Here is a 20,169-nt window from a genome sequence, read left to right on the forward strand (position 1 = left end):
ATGTTAGCCATGGGTGACAACACTTCCAGCCATTCCGTCGGCGACCTGACAAGCCGCGACACTTTCCGCGAGCTTGCGGCGAAGCACCGCGTGGTGCCCGTCGTGCGCAAAGTCCTCGCCGATGGAGAGACCGCACTGTCGGCCTACCGCAAACTCGCCGACGGCCGCCCCGGCACGTTCCTGTTGGAATCGGCAGCGCACGGCCAGTCGTGGGATCGCTACTCCTTCATCGGCACTGGCGCCCGCTGCGCGCTGACGGCCAAGGGCAGCGTGGACGGCGGAGCTGCGCGCTGGATTGGCCAGCCGCCCGTCGACATCCCCGCGGGCACCGATCCGCTGGACGCGATCCGCAACACCCTGACCCACCTGCAGACCGCTCCGATGCCGGGCCTACCGCCGCTGACCAGCGGCCTGGTGGGATACATGGGCTACGACATGATCCGCTACATCGAATCCGTGCCGGACACCTGCACCGACGACCTGGATATTCCCGACATGGTGCAGCTGCTGGTCGAGGACATGGCCGTCGTCGATCACCACGAGGGAACGATCTGGCTGATCGCCAGCGTGATCAACTGGGATAACTCCGACGAGCGCGTGGACGAGGCCTACGACGAGGCAGTGGAACGGCTAGGCACCATGGTGGAACGGCTGGCCACGGGCGACGCGGGGGGCGTCACTACCTACGACAACCCTGCGCCCGACTACCGCAGGCAGCGCACCTACGACGACCACCGCGAGCGCATCGGCAAGGTCAAGGAGCACATCAAGGCCGGCGATGCCTTCCAGGTGGTGCTGTCGCAGCGCTTCGAGATGGATACCGACGTTGACCCGATCGATATCTATCGCATGCTGCGAGTATCGAACCCTTCGCCCTACATGTACTTGGTCAATGTTCCTACCGAGGGTTTTGACGCCACAGCGTTCCACATCATCGGCTCCTCCCCGGAATCGCTGGTGCAGGTCCGGGATGGCGATGTCACGACATTCCCGATTGCCGGATCCAGGCCGCGCGGCGAGACGGTGGAGCAGGACTTCGCCTTCGAGCGCGAGCTGGTCAATGACGAGAAGGAGAACTCGGAGCACCTGATGCTGGTGGATCTGGGGCGCAACGACCTGGGGCGCGTGAGCAAACCCGGCACGGTGGAGGTGCACGACTTTAGGCACGTGGAGCGCTATTCCGCAGTGATGCACTTGGTCTCCGGTGTGACGGGCAAGCTGGCCCCGGGCAAGACAGCGGTGGATGCGTTCACCGCGACCTTCCCGGCTGGCACGCTGTCGGGAGCGCCAAAGCCCTCGGCGCTGAAGATCATCGACGAGCTGGAGGACACGCGCCGCGGGGTCTACGGCGGCACGGTCGGTTACTTCGATTTTTCCGGCAACACCGATCAGTCCATCGCCATCCGCACCGGGCTGTACAAGGACGGCACGGTGTACGTCCAGGCTGGCGGGGGAATCGTTGCCGATTCGGACCCCGAGGCTGAGGACTTGGAAACCCGCAACAAGGCCGCGGCGGTGCTGCGGGCAGTAGCGGCGGCGGAGACCATGAAGAACGCAGGGGAGAAGCAGTGAGCAAGGCAGAGGACGTAACACAGAAGGCCAAGCGCATCCGACAGATCGCTCTGCTGTGCGTGGTGCTGAGCGCCGCGGGGCTGTGGGGCGCAAGTCGCCTGAAGTTCGTGACCGTGGCCGTCGACGACGACAAGGCCGGAGCCTCGACCAAGGAGCTCGTGGGCTCCGTGTGGGATCCCGCGTTGGTGCCGTTGGCGCTGGCGATGGTGGCCTCGCTGATCCTGTCGATCGCGGTGCAGCCGATAGTTCGACGCATCCTGGGCGTAGTGATCGCAGCGCTGGCGGCCACCGCCAGCTTCCGTGCCGTGCAGCTGCTGGGCAACGACGTAGACCTCGCGCGAGCCAAGAGCCTGCTATCCAGCGGGGCGGCCACGCAGAAGGAATCCGACCCGGTGCAGATCTCCGAGTGGGCACAGGTGGTCAGCGGCGAAGTGCACACGATGGGAATCGTGCTAGTGCTCCTCGCCGCCGCCCTCGGCGTGGTCGGCGGCGCGATCCTTATTCTGCGCCCGGGCGAGCAGTCCAAGGGACACAGCCGCTACGAAACCCCGGAGGTGCGCCGCGCGGACGCAGAGGAAGACCTCGCAGAGAATCCGGACTCCACTCGCGTGCTGTGGGATGCCCTGGATGCGGGGGTGGATCCGACCGAAGAATCCGATTTCTCCCGCACCAAGCGCGGGCGATAAGCTTTGAAATGTGACACACATGACTGTTCTCGACCAGATCATCGCCGGAGTACTCGAAGACCAGGCCGAGCGCGAAGCCAAGATTCCCTATAAGGAAATCAAGGCCATGTCGCTGGACGCCCCTCCGGCAATGGATGCCCACGCTGCGCTGGCCGCCCCAGGGGTCAGCCTCATTGCTGAAGTGAAGCGTGCCAGCCCCTCCAAGGGCCACCTCGCCGACATCGCCGAGCCTGAGGTTCTCGCCAAGGCCTACGAGGATAATGGCGCGACGGCCATCAGCTGCCTCACCGAAGAGCGCCGGTTCAAAGGCTCACTCGCCGACTTCGACGCAGTGCGCAGCGCCGTGAATATTCCCCTGCTGCGCAAAGACTTCATCGTCAACCCCTACCAAATCCACGAAGCCCGCGCCCACGGCGCTGACATTGTGCTGCTGATCGTCGCCGCCCTCGAACAGCAGCGGTTGGAATCCCTGCTGGATCGCGTCGAGACCCTGGGCATGACTGCTCTTGTGGAAGTACACACCGCAGAGGAAGCAGAACGCGCCGTCGCGGCCGGTTCGAAGGTGATCGGCGTTAACGCCCGAAACCTCAAGACCCTGGACGTTGACCCGGAAGTGTTCGGCAAGATCGCCCCGCTGCTTCCGGACGGCGTCGTGAAGATCGCAGAATCGGGCGTCAAGAATAAAAACGACCTCAACGCCTATGCCGCAGCGGGCGCGGACGCAGTGCTTGTCGGCGAGGGGCTGGTCACCGCAGGTAACCCCGCACAGGCGTGCCGGGACCTCGCAGCAGCCGGGAAACACCCCGCTTGCCCACAGAAGAGTTCCTAACCGATAGCATGTGACACTGTGACTACCGAAAAGACCTCCAAGAACGCCGACGCGCAGGGCAAGCGCCTGCCGACGGTAGGCGAGATTCTGGGCACCGCCACCCACCACGAACCCGACGAGCGCGGACATTGGGGGGAGTTCGGTGGCCGCTACGTCCCGGAAGCCCTCATGGCCGTTATCGAGGAGATCACCGATGCTTGGGCGAAGGCGCGCTCTGACCAGGCTTACCTGGATCAACTCGACGAGCTGCATCGCACCTACACGGGGCGCCCGTCGCCGCTGTACTACGCCGCGCGCTTCTCCGAGGCTGTGGGTGCGCACGTGTGGCTGAAGCGCGAGGACCTGAACCACACCGGCTCCCACAAGATCAACAACGTGCTCGGCCAGGTGTTGCTGGCAAAGCGCATGGGCAAGACCCGCGTGATCGCGGAGACCGGCGCGGGACAGCACGGCGTGGCCACGGCGACGGCTTGTGCTCTGCTCGGTATTGAGTGCCGGATCTACATGGGGGCTGTGGACGCCGAACGCCAGGCCCTGAACATCGCCCGCATGCGCCTGCTGGGTGCCCACGTGGAAGTGGTGCAGATCGGCTCCCGCACCCTCAAGGACGCCATCAACGAGGCCATGCGCTACTGGGTATCCAACGCTGATGACACCTACTACTGCTTCGGTACCGCCGCCGGCCCGCACCCATTCCCACAGATGGTGCGCGATCTGCAGCGCGTAATCGGCGTGGAGGCGCGCCAGCAGCTGCTGGCAGAGACCGGCAAGTTGCCCGACGCAGTCATCGCCTGCGTGGGCGGTGGCTCCAACGCAATTGGTCTTTTCCACCCGTTCATCGAGGACGAGGGCGTGGACATCATCGGTGCCGAGGCTGCGGGCGACGGTATGGAGACCGGTCGCCACGCTGCGCCGATCACCCTGGGAATGCAGGGCGTGTTCCAAGGTGCATACGCAGACCTGATGCAGGACGAGGACGGGCAGATCATCGAATCGCACTCCATTTCTGCTGGTCTGGACTACCCGGGCGTGGGGCCGGAGCACTCCAAGCTGCACGCCGAGGGGCGCGCCCGCTACCTGCCCATCACCGACGCGGAGGCCATGGAAGGTTTCCAACAGCTGACCCGCCTGGAGGGCATCATCCCCGCCATCGAGTCCTCCCACGCCGTGGCCGCCGCAGTCAAGGTTGCCGCCGAGAAGCCAGGAGCAACGCTGATCGTCAACGTCTCCGGCCGCGGCGACAAGGACGTAACGACGGCTGCGAAGTGGTTCGACATGCTGGGCCAAACGAGCAAGAAGGACAGCTAACCCATGACCTCCCGACTTTCACAGATTTTCACCGACGCGCGCGCCGAGGGGCGGGCCGCACTCGTGGCCTACTTCCCGGCCGGCTATCCCACGGTAGCTAAGTCCAAGGAACTGGTCACGGAGCTGGCACAGCACGCCGACCTGATTGAGGTGGGCATTCCATTCACCGATCCGATGATGGACGGCCCCACCATCCAAGCTGCCGCCGACGAGGCGCTGGCTAATGGCTTCCGCGTGAGAGACACTCTCGACGTGGTCCGCGCCGTCACTGAGGCCGGCGGCCAGGCCGTCATCATGTCCTATTGGAACCCCGTGCTGCAGTACGGCCCGGAAAAGTTCGCCGCCGACCTGGCCGCCGCCGGGGGATTGGGATCCATCATTCCGGATCTGCTGCCGGAGGAAGCCGAGCGCTGGGCGGAGGCCTGCAAGGCCAACGACCTGTCGCCGGTCTATCTTGTTGCGCCGTCTACCACGCCCGAGCGTATGGCCCTAACTGTGGACGCCGCCGACGGCTTCATCTACGCTGCGTCCCACATGGGAGTAACGGGGGCACAGGATGAAGTCTCGCACTCCGCCGAGGAACTCGTCGCCCGCGTCCGCGAAGCCACGGATCTGCCGGTGGCAGTGGGGCTGGGCGTGAAGACAGGGGAACATGCGGCGAACATCGCCTCCTACGCTGACGGCGTGATCGTCGGCTCCGCCCTCATCCAGGCCGCTGCCGAAGGCAAGCTGGGCGAGTTGGCCGCCGAGCTGGCACGGAGCGTTCGCGCATGATCGCGGCGGCCATTCCATCGCCGCCCCAAGGGGTATGGGAGCTAGGCCCCATCCCCATCCGCGCTTACGCGCTGTGCATCCTCACTGGCGTGATCGTGGCCTACTTCTGGACGCGCCGGCGCTACGCCAAGCTCGGCGGCGACCCGGAAGTGGCCGTCGACGCGCTGCTGGTTGCCGTGCCCGCGGGCATTATCGGCGCCCGGCTCTACCACGTGATCACCGACCACGATAAGTACTTCGGCGAGGGGAAAGACCCAACGCAGGTCTTCAACATCACCAACGGAGGATTGGGAATCTGGGGCGGAATCGTGCTCGGCTCCCTGGCCGTGTGGTTGCTCTTCAAGGCGAAGAAGCTGCCACTAGGCACCTTCGCCGCCGCCGCGGCTCCCACGATCCCGCTGGCGCAGGCCATCGGGCGCCTGGGCAACTGGTTCAACCAAGAGCTCTACGGAGGGCCAAGCGATTCCCCCTGGGCCCTGGAAATCTACCGTCGCGTGGATGAAAACGGCTATTCCGCACCAGTCACCGGACACTCCACCGGCGAAGTGCTGGCCACGGTACAGCCGACGTTCCTTTACGAACTGCTGTGGAACCTGCTCGTCGTTGCGCTGGTGCTCATCGCCGAGCGCCACTGGCGGGTCAGCGGGGGCAGGCTGTTCACCCTCTACGTCATGGGGTACACCTTCGGGCGCTTCTTCATCGAAAACATCCGCACCGATGCAGCCACCACTGTCTTCGGGGATATACGCATCAACGTCGTGGTTTCGGCAGTGGTGTTCCTCGCTGCGACAGCGCTGTTCGTCTGGTGGACAATCAAGGAACGCAAGCGAGAGGGCGTCACTTCCTAAGAAGTAGCGAGGACAACGGCGCAGGGCTATCCTCGAACTCGTGAATAGAAGAACCAAGATTGTATGCACCCTGGGTCCCGCGGTCGCCTCGAAAGAGCAGATCCGCGGGCTCGTAGACGCAGGAATGAACGTTGCGCGCCTGAACTTCTCCCACGGCGAGCACGCTGATCACGAGCAGAACTACAACTGGGTTCGAGAGGCGACCGACGAGTCCGGCAAGGCCGTCGGTGTGCTGGCCGACCTGCAAGGACCGAAGATCCGCCTGGGACGCTTCGCCGAGGGCGCAACCGTATGGGCAACCGGCGAAACCGTGCGCATTACCGTCGACGACGTGCAGGGCACGCACGATCGCGTGTCCACGACCTACAAGGGTCTGGCTCGCGACGCACGCCCCGGCGACCGGCTGCTGGTCGACGATGGCAAGATCGCGCTGGTGTGTAAGGAAGTCGACGGCAACGACGTCGTGTGCGAGGTCACCGAGGGTGGCCCGGTTTCCAACAACAAGGGTGTGTCCCTGCCGGGTATGAACATCTCCGTGCCGGCGCTGAGCGAGAAGGACACCGAGGATCTTCGCTTCGCCCTGCAGCTGGGCGTGGACTTCATTGCCCTGTCCTTCGTCCGCAGCCCCTCCGACGTGGAGCTGGTGCGCGACATCATGGACGAAGTTGGCCGCCGCGTGCCGGTGATCGCCAAGCTAGAGAAGCCGGAAGCCGTCGACGCGCTGGAGCCCGTCATCCTGGCCTTCGATGCCATCATGGTTGCCCGTGGTGACCTGGGCGTAGAAGTACCGCTGGAGGACGTGCCACTGGTACAGAAGCGCGCCATCCAGATCGCCCGCGAGAACGCCAAGCCGGTGATCGTGGCGACGCAGATGCTGGACTCCATGATCGAGAACTCCCGCCCGACGCGCGCCGAGGCCTCCGACGTGGCCAACGCCGTGCTCGACGGTGCGGATGCGGTGATGCTCTCCGGCGAAACCTCCGTGGGCAAGCACCCGATCACCACAGTAGAGACCATGGCCCGTATCGTGCGCGCCGCCGAAGTGGACGGTGAAGTACCGCCGCTGACGCACCGCCCGCGCACCCGCCGTGGCGTGATCTCTTACGCAGCCAAGGATATCGGCGAGCGCCTCAACGCGAAGGCACTCGTGGCCTTCACGTCCTCCGGCGATACTGCCAAACGCGTGGCGCGCCTACGTTCGCACTTGCCGCTGCTGGTGTTCACCCCGTCGCAGGCCGTGCGCTCGCAGCTGGCGCTGACGTGGGGCGTGGAGACATTCCTCATCGAAGACGTGAAGTCCACCGACGAAATGATGGACACCGTCGACCACCACCTGCTGGCCATGCCGGAGTACAAGTACGACGACATGATGGTCGTCGTCGCCGGCTCCCCGCCCGGGATCTCCGGCAACACCAACATGATCCAGGTGCACCTGCTGGGTCAGGAACGGAAGAGGTAACTCAAGGTCGCGGCCAACGCCGCGTCCGTGGAAGTGCCCAGCGCCTCAATGCTCGGCGCGAAGGCACCATGGTGGTTGCCGGGCACCGGTTCGCCGGAATTCCACAGTTCAGGGTCCGTGGTGCCAATCGTCCAGAACAAGTACGGCACCTTGAAATGACGCGGTATCTCTGAGAAATCCTCGGAAGCGGTCCACGGTTCGGCGTCAATAGAATCTTCCCCGAAAACCGCATCGAACACGGGGCGAACGTGCTCGAACGTGCTGGGCGAGTTGTCGGTCAGCTCGCCGTGGGCGGAGTAAACAAACTCGGGTGGGACCTCACAGCCAGAGGCATCGCACTCGGCGCGGACGACCCGCTCGATCGCGGCGTAGGTCTTGTCGCGCACGTCAGTGTCGTAGAAACGGCAGTTCAGAACCAAAGTTGCCGTGTCGGGGATCGTGTTGTTCGTGTGCCCGGCCGATAGCGTGCCGACGGTGATGACGGCGAAATCGGACGGCGCAACCTCGCGGCCGACGATGCCCTGCAGGCGCACCACAATCATCGCGGCGAGGAACGTCGGATCGATGGAATCCTGCGGGCTCGAACCGTGGGAAGACTTACCGTGCAGAGTGATGGTGATCGTGTCGCACGCCGCCAAAACCGGGCCGGGCGCCGACATCACAGTGCCGAGCCGACCAGGCAGAATGTGCTGGCCCAAGCACACATCGGGGGTGGGGATCTTGTCAGCCAGGCCATCGTTGATCATGTTGCTGGCGCCGGCGGTTACTTCCTCCGCGGGCTGGAACAGCGCAATGAAGGTGCCGTGCCACGCGTCGCGACGTTCGTCCAGGACGGCGCACAGCCCCATCAGCGCCGTGGCATGCATATCGTGGCCACACGCGTGCATTACGCCGTCGTTCTTGGACGCATAGGGCAGGCCCGTGATTTCCTGCACGGGCAGGGCATCAAAGTCGGCGCGCATCAGCACGGTCGGCTCGTCAGCCTTGATTTCGGCGCTCCCCGGATTGCGGAACACCGCCGTGATGCCATGGCCGCCGATGCCCGTCGTGACCTCGCAGTCCATCTGCGCCAGCCGCGCGGTGATGTGCTTCGCCGTCTGCTCTTCCTGCAGCGACAGCTCGGGGTTCTCGTGCATCCACTGGTAGAAGCTGTCCTGCCAGCTGAGGTCGACACCGTGGTTCGAAATGAACTCGGCGATGTTCGCTGTTGCCGCTTCGTTGCTCATTGCGGTGCTCTCTTTCTTTCTTATTGACGCCTACGTCTCCGCTTAACGGATCGCTGGGTTGTACTTCAGCATGTTGGGGCGAGTGGCGCTGTCGTCGCCGAGACGGATCCCTGGGGCGAGCAGGCCTTCCTCTTGGGCGGTGTACAGGGCATTGAGAACCCGGTCGCGCAGGTCGGCGGGGGAGATGGTGTTGATGTAGATCTTCGTGCCGCCTTCGAATCCAGCCATGGTGGACACGCGCCACTTAATCACGATGCGCCAGGGCATGGGCACGTCAACGTCGAGGGGACGGTGCAGCCACTCTTCGTTGCAGGAGACGTGTGGCCCGGCGGCGACGTGGCAGGCGTGAACCAAATCCGAGACGGCATCGCGTTCGGCGTCCGACATCAGCCAAGGTTCGGTCGTGGCGGACTTGGAGAAAACCTCGAGGGTCGGCCAACGGTGCCCGAAGCCTGCGAAGGCGATGGCGTGGTCGTTCTCGGCGAAGACGAGGTTGTGGCGGGCAGCGTAGTCCACAGCCCATTCGTTGTACATGTTCGGGTTAGCGCGGACCTGGGCGATTTCGAGTTCGTTCTGCAGGCCGTGCTCGTCGATGGCGACGAGTTGCTTGTGGAGGTGCTCGAAGCTGGCGCCCGCGGGGGCTAGCCAGTTCTGGAAGGCGGCAACGTAGCGCACGTAGCGGTTGGCGCGGTAGAGGTGATCCATGCCGTCGACGGTGAAGGCGATGAAGTGACGGTGGTTTTCCCAGCCGAGCGTGCCACTGGAGGCCAGCTGGTCGGTGGTGTCGGCGCCGGGGATGTAGTGGTCGCGGGCGATGATCACGTCGTGGCCGCCGGCGAAGAGGCCGGTGCTCTTTTCGTAGAGGGTCTGTAGGCGGTTGTCGGGGGAGAAGAGCTCGTCGAGTTCTTCCCGAGTCATGCCACCGGCGGACCACTTGGCGCGCAGTATCTGCTCTACGTGGTCTTGGCCGGCTTCTTCGGCAAGGTAGTCGGTCATGTGCTTCGCCGCTGCGGGGTTCATGCGGTAGCCGTAGTTCATGAGCCAGTAGTCGTAGGTCAGGATCTCGAAGAGGTTGGCCACGCGGCGGAATAGCGGCTCGGTGTCTTCCAGCTTGCTGACGGGCAGACCTCGCAGGATGTGGGCCTTGCCGTCTTCGTCCAGCACCAGGCGGGCTTTTTCCGGTGGGGTATCCAGCTTGCGATTCAGCCCGAATGCGGTGGCGGAGTCGCGGTCGCCTACGGTGCGGACCTCCGGCCGGTGCTCGGCGATGGGGCGGTTGCCGCGGCCCGGGACTGTCCACACTTCGGTGCCGGAAAACGGATTGACCTGTTTGATCGTCCCGTCCGGCAGGGTGGTTAGGGGTGGCACGGGCGCTGGGTGCGAAGCATGGGAACCAATCACGGCACACAGTTTAGTCGTTTTCCTATTCCGCCGATCACACTGTCGGGGCTTGGTCGTGCTTGTCGCGCTTAACCGTGCTTGCCGTTCGCCACCGCGTGCTGCCACACTAGGGGAATGCCAAAGATTACTTTCCGGTTGCTGGCCAACAAGGAGCAGCTGGCTGCCATCGAGCAGGACTTCCGCTCCATGATCTCCGCTCTCGGCGAGGCGTTTGAGGGCACGCTGAATCTCCAGTCCGGGCTCCCTGCAGACCCCGAACTGGTCGCTACCTGGGTGGAGCTCTTCGGCGAAAGCCCCGATGAGGGATCCGACCCCGCCACCGGCGCCGAGCTAACTGTCGACGTTATCCGCTATGACATCGGCTCCGTTTCGGGCCTAGCCATGCACTTCGCCGAGCTCCTCACGACTCGCGAGAAAGAGCCCGCCGAGCCGATCCTGCGCCAGGTCCAGGACGATCCTGGCACGCCCCGCGTTCCGTGGCACGTCACTGTGGCTTCGGTATAACCCCCCTTGCGTGTGTGGTGAATTCCTCCCCGTGGTGGTTCACCCACTTGATCGTCCAGCCCCCGTCGTCGGTGCTTGCCCGCCACTGACCGTTGGTTTTCAGGTTGTGGTGGGTGCGGCATAAGCACTGCATGTTCCGCACATCCGTCGGTCCGCCGTCCGTGGGCGTTTTATGGTTGTACGGAACGATGTGGTCTTTGTCGCACATTGGTGCGGGGTGTTCGCAACCGGGGAATCGGCATGTCCCGTCCCGCCCGACTAGGAATTCCTTCATTTCCCTGCTTGGTGTGTACTGCTCCACGGCCGGCGGCACTGTCACGCTATCGACTTTCGTGGCGAACCCTTCGTAGTAATCGGCTTGTTTAGTGCTGATTGCGCCGACTCCCGGGATGAACCCTGGCCCGTTTTCCCACCGGAATACGTGCACGTGCACCACCGTGTTGGGTTCTTCGCCGCTGATCAGCCCTGCGATTACGTCTAGCCGCGCTTGCGCCAGATCGCAGTCTGTCTCGTCGGCCAGCGCCTTCGCTTTCTTCGTCACCGCTTCCCACATGCGCTGCGATTGGTCTTTAGGCATGTTCAGCGTCCACCGGGAAAGCTCGGCGGTTCCGCCCAGCGTCGTCACGGATCCCCGCGTCGCGGATCGTTCCTCCGCCGCTGCCTTCTCTCCTTCGGCAAAGGGGGTAGGGAAGTCTCGCGCGATCACTTCGCACAGGTATTCGCCTAGCTCCTTCGCCGTCGGTCCGTCTTCGCGTGCGCTGATGCAGTCCACCGCGTGCTTTTCTAGGTAGCGGTTGAACTGTTCCATGTCCATGATCGCGTGCCCTGCATCGTCGGGCTCTGTCAGCTGTGCTGCGTAGGTTTTCCGCACCCGCCACACTTGTTCTAGGTGCCGCACGCCGATCATTCCGGCTTTGAGCGCTGCCAGCCCGAGCATGTTCATTACTGCGAGTATCTGTGCCGCGTGCGAGAACACTATCGCATCCGCCGTCCCCGCCTTCCGCAGCGCTTGTATCCGCGCCACGGTCGGGTCGTCGATCACGCTGTATGCATACGCCGCGTCGACCCTATTACACATCCGCCGCATCTCGTCGGCATCCATTTTTGCCCCCTTCTTGTCCGAGCGCCGCTTACCTTACACACGGCCCCGGACAACCCCTTCCCCTTCTTATCGACGCCCCCTCATTTTCACCCCTAGAGCAGGCTCGATAGGAATTCTTGGGTGCGTTCGTGCTGCGGATTTCCAATGACTTCCTGGGACGGGCCATGCTCCACGATCACACCGCCATCCATGAAGGCAACTTCGTCGGCGACTTCGCGGGCGAATCCCATCTCGTGGGTCACCACCAGCATCGTCATGCCGTCGTCGGCCAGGCGGCGCATGACGTTGAGCACTTCGCCGACCAGTTCCGGGTCCAGGGCGGAGGTTGGCTCGTCGAAGAGCATCAGCTTCGGCCGCATTGCCAGTGCGCGGGCGATGGCCACGCGCTGCTGCTGTCCGCCGGAGAGCTGCACGGGGTAGGCGTCGGCCTTGTGGGCGAGCCCCACCTGGTCCAGCAGCTTGCGGGCGTGTGCGATCGCGTCGTCCTTGTTTTCGCCACGCACCTGCACGGGTGCTTCGATGACGTTCTCCAGCACGGTGCGATGGGTGAACAGGTTGAAGTGTTGGAACACCATTCCGATGTCCACGCGCTGGGCCGCTGCTTGCTTCGGCGTCAGCTCGTAGAGGTTGCCGTTCTTTTCGCGGTAGCCAATCAGTTCGCCGTCGACTTCGATCCGCCCGGAGGTTACTTTCTCCAGGTGGTTCACGCAGCGTAGTAGGGTGGATTTGCCGGAACCGGATGGGCCGATCAGGCAGGTCACGCCACCGCGGGGGACTTCCAGGTCGATGCCTTTTAGAACGTCTAGTCGGCCGTAGCGCTTCCACACGTTCTTGATGGCAATCATCGGTGCGTTGTTGTCAGACATGGTGGTTACTAGTCCTTCTTTTCGTTCGGCCCGACGGTGATGTTGCGCGGGGGCACGCCTTCGGCGTCGGCAAGGGCGGCGAGCTGGCGTTGCGTGAGCTGGCGCGATGATCCGCGAGAGAAGTAGCGCTCGACGTAGAACTGGGCAACCATCAGAATGCTGGTGATCACCAGGTACCACGTGGCGGCGACCAGCAGCAGGGGAACGGGCTGGAACAGTGAGTTCGAGATGTCGGTCGCACGGCCGTAGAGCTCGGCGGCGTAGGGCACGGCGATGACCAGAGAGGTGGTCTTCAGCAGCGAGATAAATTCGTTGCCCGCCGGCGGGATAATGATGCGCATGGCCTGCGGCATCACGGTGCGGCGCATGTTCTGGCCCCAGGTCATGCCCAGGGCCTTTGACGCCTCGGATTGTCCCTCCGGCACGGCTTGGATGCCGGCGCGGACGATTTCGGCCATGTAGGCGGCCTCGTTCAGACCCAGGCCCAGCACTGCCAGCATGAAGGCGTTCTGTAGTACCTGTTCAAGATTGATTTCGGCGAAACCGACGTTGATGGATTGGTACAGGGAGCTCAGCAGACCCCAGAACACCAGCTGCACATACACGGGTGTGCCGCGGAAGATCCACAGGAATAGCCAGGCCACGCCCTGCAGCACCGGGTTCGGCGACATGCGCAGCACCGCAACGATGGCGCCAAGTACTACGCCGATGATCATCGCCAGGATTGTCAGCGCGATGGTGTGCATTGCCGCCTTCGCGATGCGCGTATCCAGCAGGTATTGGAAGTAGGTATCCCAGTGGTAGGCCTCGTTCTGGGCTGCGGAGATGATGAACCACACCACGAGCCCCGCGAGGATCACCGCCGCGATCCAGCGACCGGGGTGGCGCAGTGGGATCGCTTTGTTCTCGGTGGGGCGCCTGCGCTGTGTGGCGTCAGAGGCGATTGAGGCGTTTGGGGTGCTCACTTGGTGCCTTCTTTCGTTTGGAGCGTGCGGGGCAGCTGGTACGGCTTGAGGTTGAACGTCACGGCGTCAAGCCCACCGTCTTCTAGCCCCCACTGCTTCAGGATCGCTTCGTAGGTGCCGTCGTTCATCATGGTCTGCAACGTTGCGGCCAGCGCTTTTCCTAGCGGGTTGTTCTTTTTGACGCCCATACCGAACGGGGCGGTATCGAAAGGTTCGCCAACCCGCACCAATTTGCCTTCAGAACGGGCGATGGCGAAGTCGATCACCGGCGAGTCAGAGCTGTACGCCTGCGCTTTTTTCAGGATGGTTGCGGTGGCGGCGGCGTCGGCCTTTTCATAGACGAGCTTTTCAATCGGGGGTTTGCCCTGGGCCTCGCATTCTTCGGAGCGCCCCTGTACTTCGTCCGTGTCGGAGTAAGTGCCCTTTTGGACGGCGACCTTCAGGCCGCAGGCGTTGTCGGGGTCGACAGTGTTTTCGTTGCCCGGTTGGGTGGCCCAGGAGATACCGGCGCTGTAGAAGTCGACGAAGTCGTAGTTTTTTTGTCGTTCTTCGGTGTCGGTGAAGGCGGTAGCTCCGACGTCGACTGATCCTGCGCTGAGGGCGGGCAGAATCAGGTTGAAGTCCATTTGATTCACTTCGACTTCGAGGCCCATCATGGCGCCGGCGGCGCGGATGAGGTCCATTTCGAAGCCGATGATGTTGCCGTCGGAGTCTTTAAACTCGTTGGGCGCGTAGGGCGGGTTGGTGCCGACGGTGATTTTCCCTCTTGCTTGAATCTCTGGGGGAACAAGGGCGGCTAGCTGGGGATTCTTCGCTGGGAGGATTTCCTCCCAGCCTTCCGGATTGCCGAGTTCTTCGTTGGTCACACATCCCGCCAGCGATGCTGAAAGAAGGATCGCGAGGGTGCCGCCGGCCACGGAACGGACCAGCGAGCGGGGGCGGCTTATTCTCATAGAGTGGATTATATCGGAATATGTGAATATTCCTGAATGGTTAGTGACTGTCGACAGTCACCGGCTCTTTCTCCTCGTCGTTGGGCTCCTTAAGAATGACCTTAGGGCTCTTCTGTGTGTTCTTAGAGCGGAAGTCCAGGGCCCAAGCGATGACGAACAGGATCGCACCGCTTACGGCAAAGAGCGGAGCCAACACGCTGTATCCGCCGAGCAGGACGGCCAGTGCCAGCCAGTGCTTCCAGGTCAGTGCGCTCAAATCCACGCGGGCGCCGGAGTTCTTTCCGCCACGTCGGCGCCACCACATGATGTAGCCGTAAACAATCAGCGCACCGATGCTCAGCGCCAGCAGCGCCAGCGCGATCTGGCTGGTCAGGCCGAACAGGGTGCCCATGTGTAGCTGGATAATCCAGCTGGTCAGTTGGGCTGCGATCGGCCACGACTTGAAGGGGAGGCGGTCGACAACATCGCCGTTTTCGCCATTTACCGTGATTGCGTCGTTGTACATCTTGTAAGCCTGTCGGGGCTCACTGACTGTCCATGCCTGGCCAGGTTTGCTCGGGGGAACCAGCTGCAGCGTGCCGGTCAACCCTTCGTCACGGCCAACCTGCAGGACGGTATCGGCCTGACCGAAGTCCACTTCGGACGCTGCTGCGCCGCCGTGACCTGCGTGCTCGCCGTGGCCTGCGTGACCTGCGTGCTCGCCGTGACCAGAACCGCTGTCTTGCGTCGACTGTTCGCCGTTGATGTTCGTGTTCGGCTTGGGTGCGATCCAGTTCAGCTCTTCGCGTACGAGTGCAATGTTGTCACCGGCGAAGTGGGACCACGTCAGACCGGAGATACACAGGAAGATCAGCCCCGGTGCGGCTACCAGTCCGATGAGGGTGTGGCGCTTCATTGCCTGGCGTCGAGACTTCTTCTTGGGTGCGCGTTGGTTCTTCTGCTTGCGCATGAACCACCACATGGCCACGCCGGTGACGGCCATGGGGCCAAGCCACGTCGCGGCGGCTTCGGAGTAGATTCGGCCCGGCGTGTCCAGCCACAGGTTGCGGTGGCCTTCGGATAGCCATGCACGGAACGGTAGGGAGGCAGCGCTGCCGTACTGAGTCAGTTCGCCGGTGATGTGCAGATCACCCGGATCGACGAAAACTGCTCGAGTGTAGCTTTCCGAGGGCAGTGTCGGGTCGGCAAAGAGCACGCGAGTGGTCTTGCCTTCCTCGTCGGGAATCTGCACCTTAGCGACCTCTAGGTCGGGGTGGATGCGCTTGGCAGCTTCGATTTGCTTAGCTACGGGCTGCGCCTGGCTGGAGGATGTTGCCGTGAGTTCTCCGTCGTACACCCAACTTTCGATAGTGGGCGCGAGGGCGTAGAAGAAGCCAGACAGGGTGGCTACGAGGATGAGGGGTGCGATGAAGAGTCCTGCAAGAGTATGGACTCTGCGAATAATTCTGCGAGACATGCTTCATTAGTCGCATGCTTGGCAGAATCGGTTCCCGTTTGCTTTTAGTAGCGGGTGGAGTGGGGGTAAAGAACGAAAAAGCTCCCGCTGCATCCTCTGAAGGGAGGAGCGGGAGCTTTCCGGCTAAAGCTAAACCTTACTGCTGGTTCGGCTGACCGTAGTCGTTCTGACCGTAATTGTTCTGGCCAAAGCTGTTCTGCTGTGGCTGCTGACCGTAACCCTGCTGTGGCTGCTGACCGTAATTGTTCTGGTCAAAGCCGTTCTGCTGTGGCTGCTGGCCGTAACCCTGCTGCTGACCGTAACCCTGCTGCGGCTGCTGACCGTAACCCTGCTGGCCGAATGCTGCCTGCGGAGCGGACGGAGCCAGCTTCTTGTCGTTCAGGAGGGCAAGCACGCCAAAGACAATGATTGCGATGGATGCAATGAGGATAAAGATCAGGCCAGCACCAACGCTGACCTCAACGGAGTCGTCGTTCACTTTGCCAGCCTTCGAGCCGATGTTAGCCCAGTCGATGATGGCGATTAGAAGGAGGACAGCGCCGATAACGATCACCGGAATGCCGCGCCACCACTGCTTGATCAATTGCTCGACGAACAGGAAGGCTGCAATTCCGCCGATGACGATGAGGGAAAGGAACATGGTGAGGATACCGTCACCGCCGTCAGTGCCGGACACCGTGATGGTTCCATAGAAAGGAACCGTAACCTTGCCCCAGGTCATGAAGCTGCCGATAAAGCTGATTAGCGCGGAAGCCGCCGCAAGTACCAGCCACAGCACGGACTTGTTCGAGAAGTCGAGGTACTGCTTAATGTCGAACTGTCCGGCCTGGCCGTTCTGTCCGTTGAAGCCCTGCTGGTTCTGGTAGCCGTTCTGCGCGTTCTGTGGAGCACCGTAGGCGTTCTGTCCCTGCTGCTGCGGCGCGGCCTGCTGGTTCCAGTCCTGCTGGGGCTGCTGGTTCGGCTGTGCGTAGGGGTTCTGTCCCCAGTTGCCCTGGGCCTGAGCTTGCGGCTGTTCGGGCTGCTGCGGTGCGCCGTTGTTGGCGGGGTTCACGGGACCGTTGGAACCGAAGTTCTCTTCCGTCATGGTTCTCCTAATGTCGCGAGTATGTAACTTAACAGCCCTTAAGAAAGGACTGCGGGTATTCTCCGCGACTCATACTAACGGAGATTATGTGCTTCCGATGGGTAAGCTGTGACCTATGGCATGTCGGGGGTGAAATGTTGTTTCTTTTTGACGCCCTCACCTCAACGACGCGAACGGTGACCTATCCGATCAGGGCGAGATGGCTCTTAGTTTCCGGCCTCCGCGCACTGCTGAGGATCGATGTACCCCTCACGGCAGCCATATTCGAATTGGATTTCGCCACTGCTGCGGTTCGGGGTTCCGTCGGGTGCAATTCCGTATCCGCACTTGTAAGCAGGGCAGGTTCCACCGTTTGCATAGGGGATTTCAGAAGGGTTGAGACCTGCATTGCGCTCCGCTTCAAGAATCTCGGCAGCTCCGGGTTGGTTGCCGCAATACTCCGTGTTCCGGACCGTGCCGTCCGACATGCGGGAAGGCCCAGGGGTGCCGGGCAAACATTCAACGACGTAGGTTCCTGCAGCGGTTGGTTGGGACGCGGTCGTGGTGGAAGCTGCCTGTGAAGAAGACGATGGTGAAGCTTCCTTCGCAGGGGTAGTTTTAGTTTCCTTCGTTGTCTCGGAAGATGAATTGTTCGTGGAGGAAGAGTTACCCGAGTTGGGAGCGTCCTCATGCTGGGAGCAGGCGGCTAGACCGAGTAGAGGGATTGCGAGGGTAGCTACAAGTGATTTCCGAAGGTTCATGCTGCTGAGTCTTTTCAAGAAGTAGGGAAGCGCTTCAGGATCCCAAAGACATAGTTGGGGGTGGTCATCCATACCGTGCACTGGTATCCAGATTACTTTGAGACTTCACGCTGTTATGTCGCGTGGTCGGGTTCCTATAAGCAGTTGGAGTATGTCCCTGCCTTCGGTGGCATCTCCCTGGATTATTTCCAGACAGGGACAGGAATTAGCCATACCGAAGCCAGCGACGTTTGTTCCTCCAAATGAAGGAACGGAAACAAACATAGCCCGCCCCAATACGAGGGAACAGGCTATGAATCTTCGGACCCCTCGGATGGAGCACCTAATTACGTAATGGGGCAAAGGCGCGTTTGAGGTGGCTTTAGCTGACGCAGCCCGAGAATCGACGCCATTACTTTGTGACATTGGCGGCGGCTCAACGTATCGAAAGTACGTGCCTGACCGTCTTTGCTCGCCCACACTCAGTAGGTCATCACATCGACGCTATACCGCTGTTCGTGTGAGCGAGAATGCCGTTGATGCCGTCTGTGAGGATTGCCTCCGGGCTAATGTGGTGGTCGGAATGTAGGCGAGCGTATGTCGGGGCTTGGTCAGCGTCAATCGGAGAGTGTCTCTCATTAGAAGCCATGGGGGCGGTGAGTGCACTTCCTATCACTAGGTTCGATAGGCGGTATGCCGAACCCAACGGATCTTCTACACCGGCCTGCTCGAGTAGAACACACATGCGCTCAGAAAGACTCATGTAGGCAGGGCCGCGTGGGGCGCGCATTGCAATCACATGACCTGCCCAGTGGTGAGAAGTTAGGTGACGAAAAAACTCCATCATGAGATCAGTGAGACTTGCTTCGTTGATCGCCTCTTGCATGGTCGAATCTTCTGCCAAGGCGATATCTAAGGCAAGGTCGTAGAGATCGTCTACCGAGCGGACCCGCGAGTACAAACTTGCGGGAGCCACGTGTATGGACTGTGCCGCCGCGCGCAGTGTCAATGCGCGGAGGCCTCCGTTATCCAGCAGTGTGACCGATGCGCGAGCGATTTCGGCGACATCTACTGCTCGATTGCGTTGCACAGGCTTGCGGTGGTCCCAATAGCTCACTGCTCCAGACTATCCGAACATCCTTCAGTTAGCTATGCGATCTATGTTAGGTTAGTGACATGTTGAAGCCTTCGATACTTCCCCTTTCATCAGGCGACACCTGTTTACGGCGTATGACGAATGCGGATGCGGCGGCGTATGCCGCTGGTACGGAAGATGAGACGGTACGTAGGTTCGGGCATCTTCCGGAGCCTAAATACACACCTACATCGGTACAGACCATGATCCGAGAAGTAGTGGAACCCGGATTAGTCGATGGCAGTTTGGCTGTGCTCACTCTCGCGGATGTTGAATCGGACGAGTTTGTTGGCTCCATTGTGATCTTCGACGTCAGTGCTGAATCGGCAGAAGTGGGTTTTTGGATTGCACCTGATTGGCGAGGCTGTGGCCATGCCTCTCGCGGTATTGAACTGGCGGTTGAACTCGCTCGGGAGTCTGGACTGAAGGCTCTGACTGCTCGTACTGTCACTACTAATGAAGCGTCTCAACAGTGTCTGGTTAATGCCGGTTTTGTGGAAATGTTTCGCAAGACCGGCACAACGCCAGCCGGCATTCGGGAAGATCTGATTCACTACCACCGTAAACTCTATCCAGATCCAATTTTTCCGCTGCACACTGAATGATTGCAGCTCAGGCTGCATTTACCAGGAGACCATGTGTGGCTGCAAGCTCTCTATTCTCGTCCAGAGGTCGCTAGATACTTGCTTGACGTCCCTTGGACTTCCGAGGACACGGGCAAGAATCTCACCCATCGAATCGCAAAAACCGGACTCGGGTCTTCCAGTGGCGCACTGGCTCTCGTTGTCGAATACAACGGCCGTGCAATCGGTGATGTCGCATTATGGCTGACTGACCGAACTCGTGGCCAAGCAGAAATTGGTTGGGTACTGGATCCAGAATATGGCGGGCGAGGGTTCGCAACAGAAGCCGTCCAAGGAGTTCTCAACCTAGGGTTCCATCACTATCACCTGCATCGGATCACTGCACAGATGGATGATCGTAATGCTGGCTCTGCGGCATTAGCCAAGCGGGTTGAGATGCGCTTGGAGGCTCGCCATATCCAGGACTGGTATAGCAAAGGAGAATGGACCAATACCCTCGTCTTTGCTTGTCTAGCTAGCGACTGACCTAACCCGCCTCATGAGGAGGCTTAGCTGAATTCCTGGAGTCCTGAGCTGAGGGTAGCGCGTCCGAGGCAGGGGGTATCAGTGTCTCGGAATCTGTTGTGGTGACGCACTTGCCGGTGGTAAAGGTGCTCGTGGGGGAAGTTAGCTGAGCATTCGGATAACCAAGTTTTGCA

General features: G+C 61.6%; 19 protein-coding genes. 10 read left to right on the forward strand and 9 right to left on the reverse strand.

All coding sequences use genetic code 11. From position 1 onward, the window contains the following. The 7 genes from L8U58_RS07390 to pyk are packed head-to-tail and all read left to right on the forward strand — an operon-like array spanning position 1 to position 7,476. A complete protein-coding gene (locus tag L8U58_RS07390; protein WP_269955036.1) occupies positions 1-1,572 on the forward strand; it encodes an anthranilate synthase component I in 1,572 nt (523 codons plus the stop codon). Further along, positions 1,569-2,258: a TIGR02234 family membrane protein gene (locus L8U58_RS07395; RefSeq protein WP_051873954.1), complete on the forward strand. Its 690-nt coding sequence runs from the start codon at positions 1,569-1,571 to the stop codon at positions 2,256-2,258. Before L8U58_RS07390 ends, L8U58_RS07395 begins: the two co-directional genes overlap by 4 nt. A 19-nt stretch (positions 2,259-2,277) precedes the next feature. Further along, positions 2,278-3,087 carry an indole-3-glycerol phosphate synthase TrpC gene (gene trpC / locus L8U58_RS07400; protein ID WP_034969988.1) on the forward strand — a complete coding sequence of 270 codons (810 nt, stop codon included), beginning with the start codon at positions 2,278-2,280 and terminating at the stop codon, positions 3,085-3,087. Positions 3,088-3,105: 18 nt separating this feature from the next. Continuing rightward, positions 3,106-4,395 carry a tryptophan synthase subunit beta gene (trpB, locus tag L8U58_RS07405; RefSeq protein WP_034969984.1) on the forward strand — a complete coding sequence of 430 codons (1,290 nt, stop codon included), beginning with the start codon at positions 3,106-3,108 and terminating at the stop codon, positions 4,393-4,395. Between the two features lie 3 nt (positions 4,396-4,398). Next, positions 4,399-5,169 carry a tryptophan synthase subunit alpha gene (gene trpA, locus L8U58_RS07410; protein WP_034969970.1) on the forward strand — a complete coding sequence of 257 codons (771 nt, stop codon included), beginning with the start codon at positions 4,399-4,401 and terminating at the stop codon, positions 5,167-5,169. Further along, entirely contained in the window at positions 5,166-6,017 is an 852-nt protein-coding gene (gene lgt, locus L8U58_RS07415; protein WP_043012195.1) for a prolipoprotein diacylglyceryl transferase, read from the forward strand. Before trpA ends, lgt begins: the two co-directional genes overlap by 4 nt. A 40-nt stretch (positions 6,018-6,057) precedes the next feature. Further along, positions 6,058-7,476 carry a pyruvate kinase gene (gene pyk, locus L8U58_RS07420; RefSeq protein WP_051891442.1) on the forward strand — a complete coding sequence of 473 codons (1,419 nt, stop codon included), beginning with the start codon at positions 6,058-6,060 and terminating at the stop codon, positions 7,474-7,476. Here the strand turns inward: pyk and L8U58_RS07425 are convergent. Continuing rightward, positions 7,458-8,702 carry an amidohydrolase gene (locus tag L8U58_RS07425; RefSeq protein ID WP_070550991.1) on the reverse strand — a complete coding sequence of 415 codons (1,245 nt, stop codon included), beginning with the start codon at positions 8,700-8,702 and terminating at the stop codon, positions 7,458-7,460. The two genes, pyk and L8U58_RS07425, sit on opposite strands and share 19 nt — an antisense overlap. A gap of 42 nt (positions 8,703-8,744) precedes the next feature. Then, positions 8,745-10,103, reverse strand: coding sequence for a DUF4921 family protein (locus L8U58_RS07430; protein ID WP_420839864.1), 1,359 nt, complete (start codon positions 10,101-10,103; stop codon positions 8,745-8,747). A 114-nt stretch (positions 10,104-10,217) separates the two neighbouring features. Here L8U58_RS07430 and L8U58_RS07435 point away from each other — a divergent pair, with 114 nt between their 5' ends. Then, on the forward strand, positions 10,218-10,607 hold the full coding sequence (locus L8U58_RS07435) for a hypothetical protein (protein WP_034969953.1): 390 nt from the start codon (positions 10,218-10,220) through the stop codon (positions 10,605-10,607). On the opposite strand, the gene L8U58_RS07440 is transcribed toward L8U58_RS07435, so the two are convergent. The 7 genes from L8U58_RS07440 to L8U58_RS07470 form a co-directional block, all read right to left on the reverse strand. Then, positions 10,588-11,709 carry an HNH endonuclease signature motif containing protein gene (locus L8U58_RS07440; RefSeq protein ID WP_269955037.1) on the reverse strand — a complete coding sequence of 374 codons (1,122 nt, stop codon included), beginning with the start codon at positions 11,707-11,709 and terminating at the stop codon, positions 10,588-10,590. The genes L8U58_RS07435 and L8U58_RS07440 overlap by 20 nt on opposite strands. A 92-nt stretch (positions 11,710-11,801) precedes the next feature. Beyond that, positions 11,802-12,575: an amino acid ABC transporter ATP-binding protein gene (locus tag L8U58_RS07445; RefSeq protein WP_269955038.1), complete on the reverse strand. Its 774-nt coding sequence runs from the start codon at positions 12,573-12,575 to the stop codon at positions 11,802-11,804. 8 nt (positions 12,576-12,583) lie between these two features. Next, positions 12,584-13,540, reverse strand: a complete 957-nt coding sequence (locus tag L8U58_RS07450; protein WP_269955039.1) for an amino acid ABC transporter permease — start codon at positions 13,538-13,540, stop codon at positions 12,584-12,586. Continuing rightward, positions 13,537-14,493, reverse strand: coding sequence for an ABC transporter substrate-binding protein (locus L8U58_RS07455; protein ID WP_034972144.1), 957 nt, complete (start codon positions 14,491-14,493; stop codon positions 13,537-13,539). The genes L8U58_RS07450 and L8U58_RS07455 overlap by 4 nt, the downstream gene beginning before the upstream one ends. Before the next feature lie 40 nt (positions 14,494-14,533). Beyond that, a complete protein-coding gene (locus tag L8U58_RS07460; protein WP_043012191.1) occupies positions 14,534-15,949 on the reverse strand; it encodes a PepSY-associated TM helix domain-containing protein in 1,416 nt (471 codons plus the stop codon). Positions 15,950-16,085: 136 nt separating this feature from the next. Then, positions 16,086-17,033, reverse strand: a complete 948-nt coding sequence (locus tag L8U58_RS07465; protein ID WP_269955040.1) for an ECF transporter S component — start codon at positions 17,031-17,033, stop codon at positions 16,086-16,088. A 206-nt stretch (positions 17,034-17,239) separates the two neighbouring features. Then, entirely contained in the window at positions 17,240-17,773 is a 534-nt protein-coding gene (locus tag L8U58_RS07470; RefSeq protein ID WP_043012190.1) for a hypothetical protein, read from the reverse strand. A 1,155-nt stretch (positions 17,774-18,928) separates the two neighbouring features. Between L8U58_RS07470 and L8U58_RS07480 the strand changes: the two genes are divergently transcribed. Both L8U58_RS07480 and L8U58_RS07485 read left to right on the forward strand, forming a co-directional pair. Beyond that, on the forward strand, positions 18,929-19,492 hold the full coding sequence (locus L8U58_RS07480) for a GNAT family N-acetyltransferase (RefSeq protein ID WP_269955041.1): 564 nt from the start codon (positions 18,929-18,931) through the stop codon (positions 19,490-19,492). Beyond that, positions 19,493-19,996, forward strand: a complete 504-nt coding sequence (locus L8U58_RS07485) for a GNAT family N-acetyltransferase (protein ID WP_269955042.1) — start codon at positions 19,493-19,495, stop codon at positions 19,994-19,996. The last annotated feature ends 173 nt before the right edge of the window (positions 19,997-20,169 follow it).

It is taken from the genome of Corynebacterium macclintockiae, assembly GCF_027570165.1.
Classification (GTDB): Bacteria; Actinomycetota; Actinomycetes; order Mycobacteriales; family Mycobacteriaceae; genus Corynebacterium; species Corynebacterium macclintockiae.

Bases quoted from the DNA above. Each gene is read 5' to 3' on its own strand.
- L8U58_RS07390 (WP_269955036.1), top strand. From the start codon at position 1: ATGTTAGCCATGGGTGACAACACTTCCAGCCATTCCGTCGGCGACCTG.
- trpC (WP_034969988.1), top strand. From the start codon at position 2,278: ATGACTGTTCTCGACCAGATCATCGCCGGAGTACTCGAAGACCAGGCC.
- trpA (WP_034969970.1), top strand. From the start codon at position 4,399: ATGACCTCCCGACTTTCACAGATTTTCACCGACGCGCGCGCCGAGGGG.
- lgt (WP_043012195.1), top strand. From the start codon at position 5,166: ATGATCGCGGCGGCCATTCCATCGCCGCCCCAAGGGGTATGGGAGCTA.
- L8U58_RS07425 (WP_070550991.1), bottom strand. From the start codon at position 8,702: ATGAGCAACGAAGCGGCAACAGCGAACATCGCCGAGTTCATTTCGAAC.
- L8U58_RS07435 (WP_034969953.1), top strand. From the start codon at position 10,218: ATGCCAAAGATTACTTTCCGGTTGCTGGCCAACAAGGAGCAGCTGGCT.
- L8U58_RS07440 (WP_269955037.1), bottom strand. From the start codon at position 11,709: ATGGATGCCGACGAGATGCGGCGGATGTGTAATAGGGTCGACGCGGCG.
- L8U58_RS07445 (WP_269955038.1), bottom strand. From the start codon at position 12,575: ATGTCTGACAACAACGCACCGATGATTGCCATCAAGAACGTGTGGAAG.
- L8U58_RS07455 (WP_034972144.1), bottom strand. From the start codon at position 14,493: ATGAGAATAAGCCGCCCCCGCTCGCTGGTCCGTTCCGTGGCCGGCGGC.
- L8U58_RS07460 (WP_043012191.1), bottom strand. From the start codon at position 15,949: ATGTCTCGCAGAATTATTCGCAGAGTCCATACTCTTGCAGGACTCTTC.
- L8U58_RS07465 (WP_269955040.1), bottom strand. From the start codon at position 17,033: ATGACGGAAGAGAACTTCGGTTCCAACGGTCCCGTGAACCCCGCCAAC.
- L8U58_RS07470 (WP_043012190.1), bottom strand. From the start codon at position 17,773: ATGAACCTTCGGAAATCACTTGTAGCTACCCTCGCAATCCCTCTACTC.
- L8U58_RS07480 (WP_269955041.1), top strand. From the start codon at position 18,929: ATGTTGAAGCCTTCGATACTTCCCCTTTCATCAGGCGACACCTGTTTA.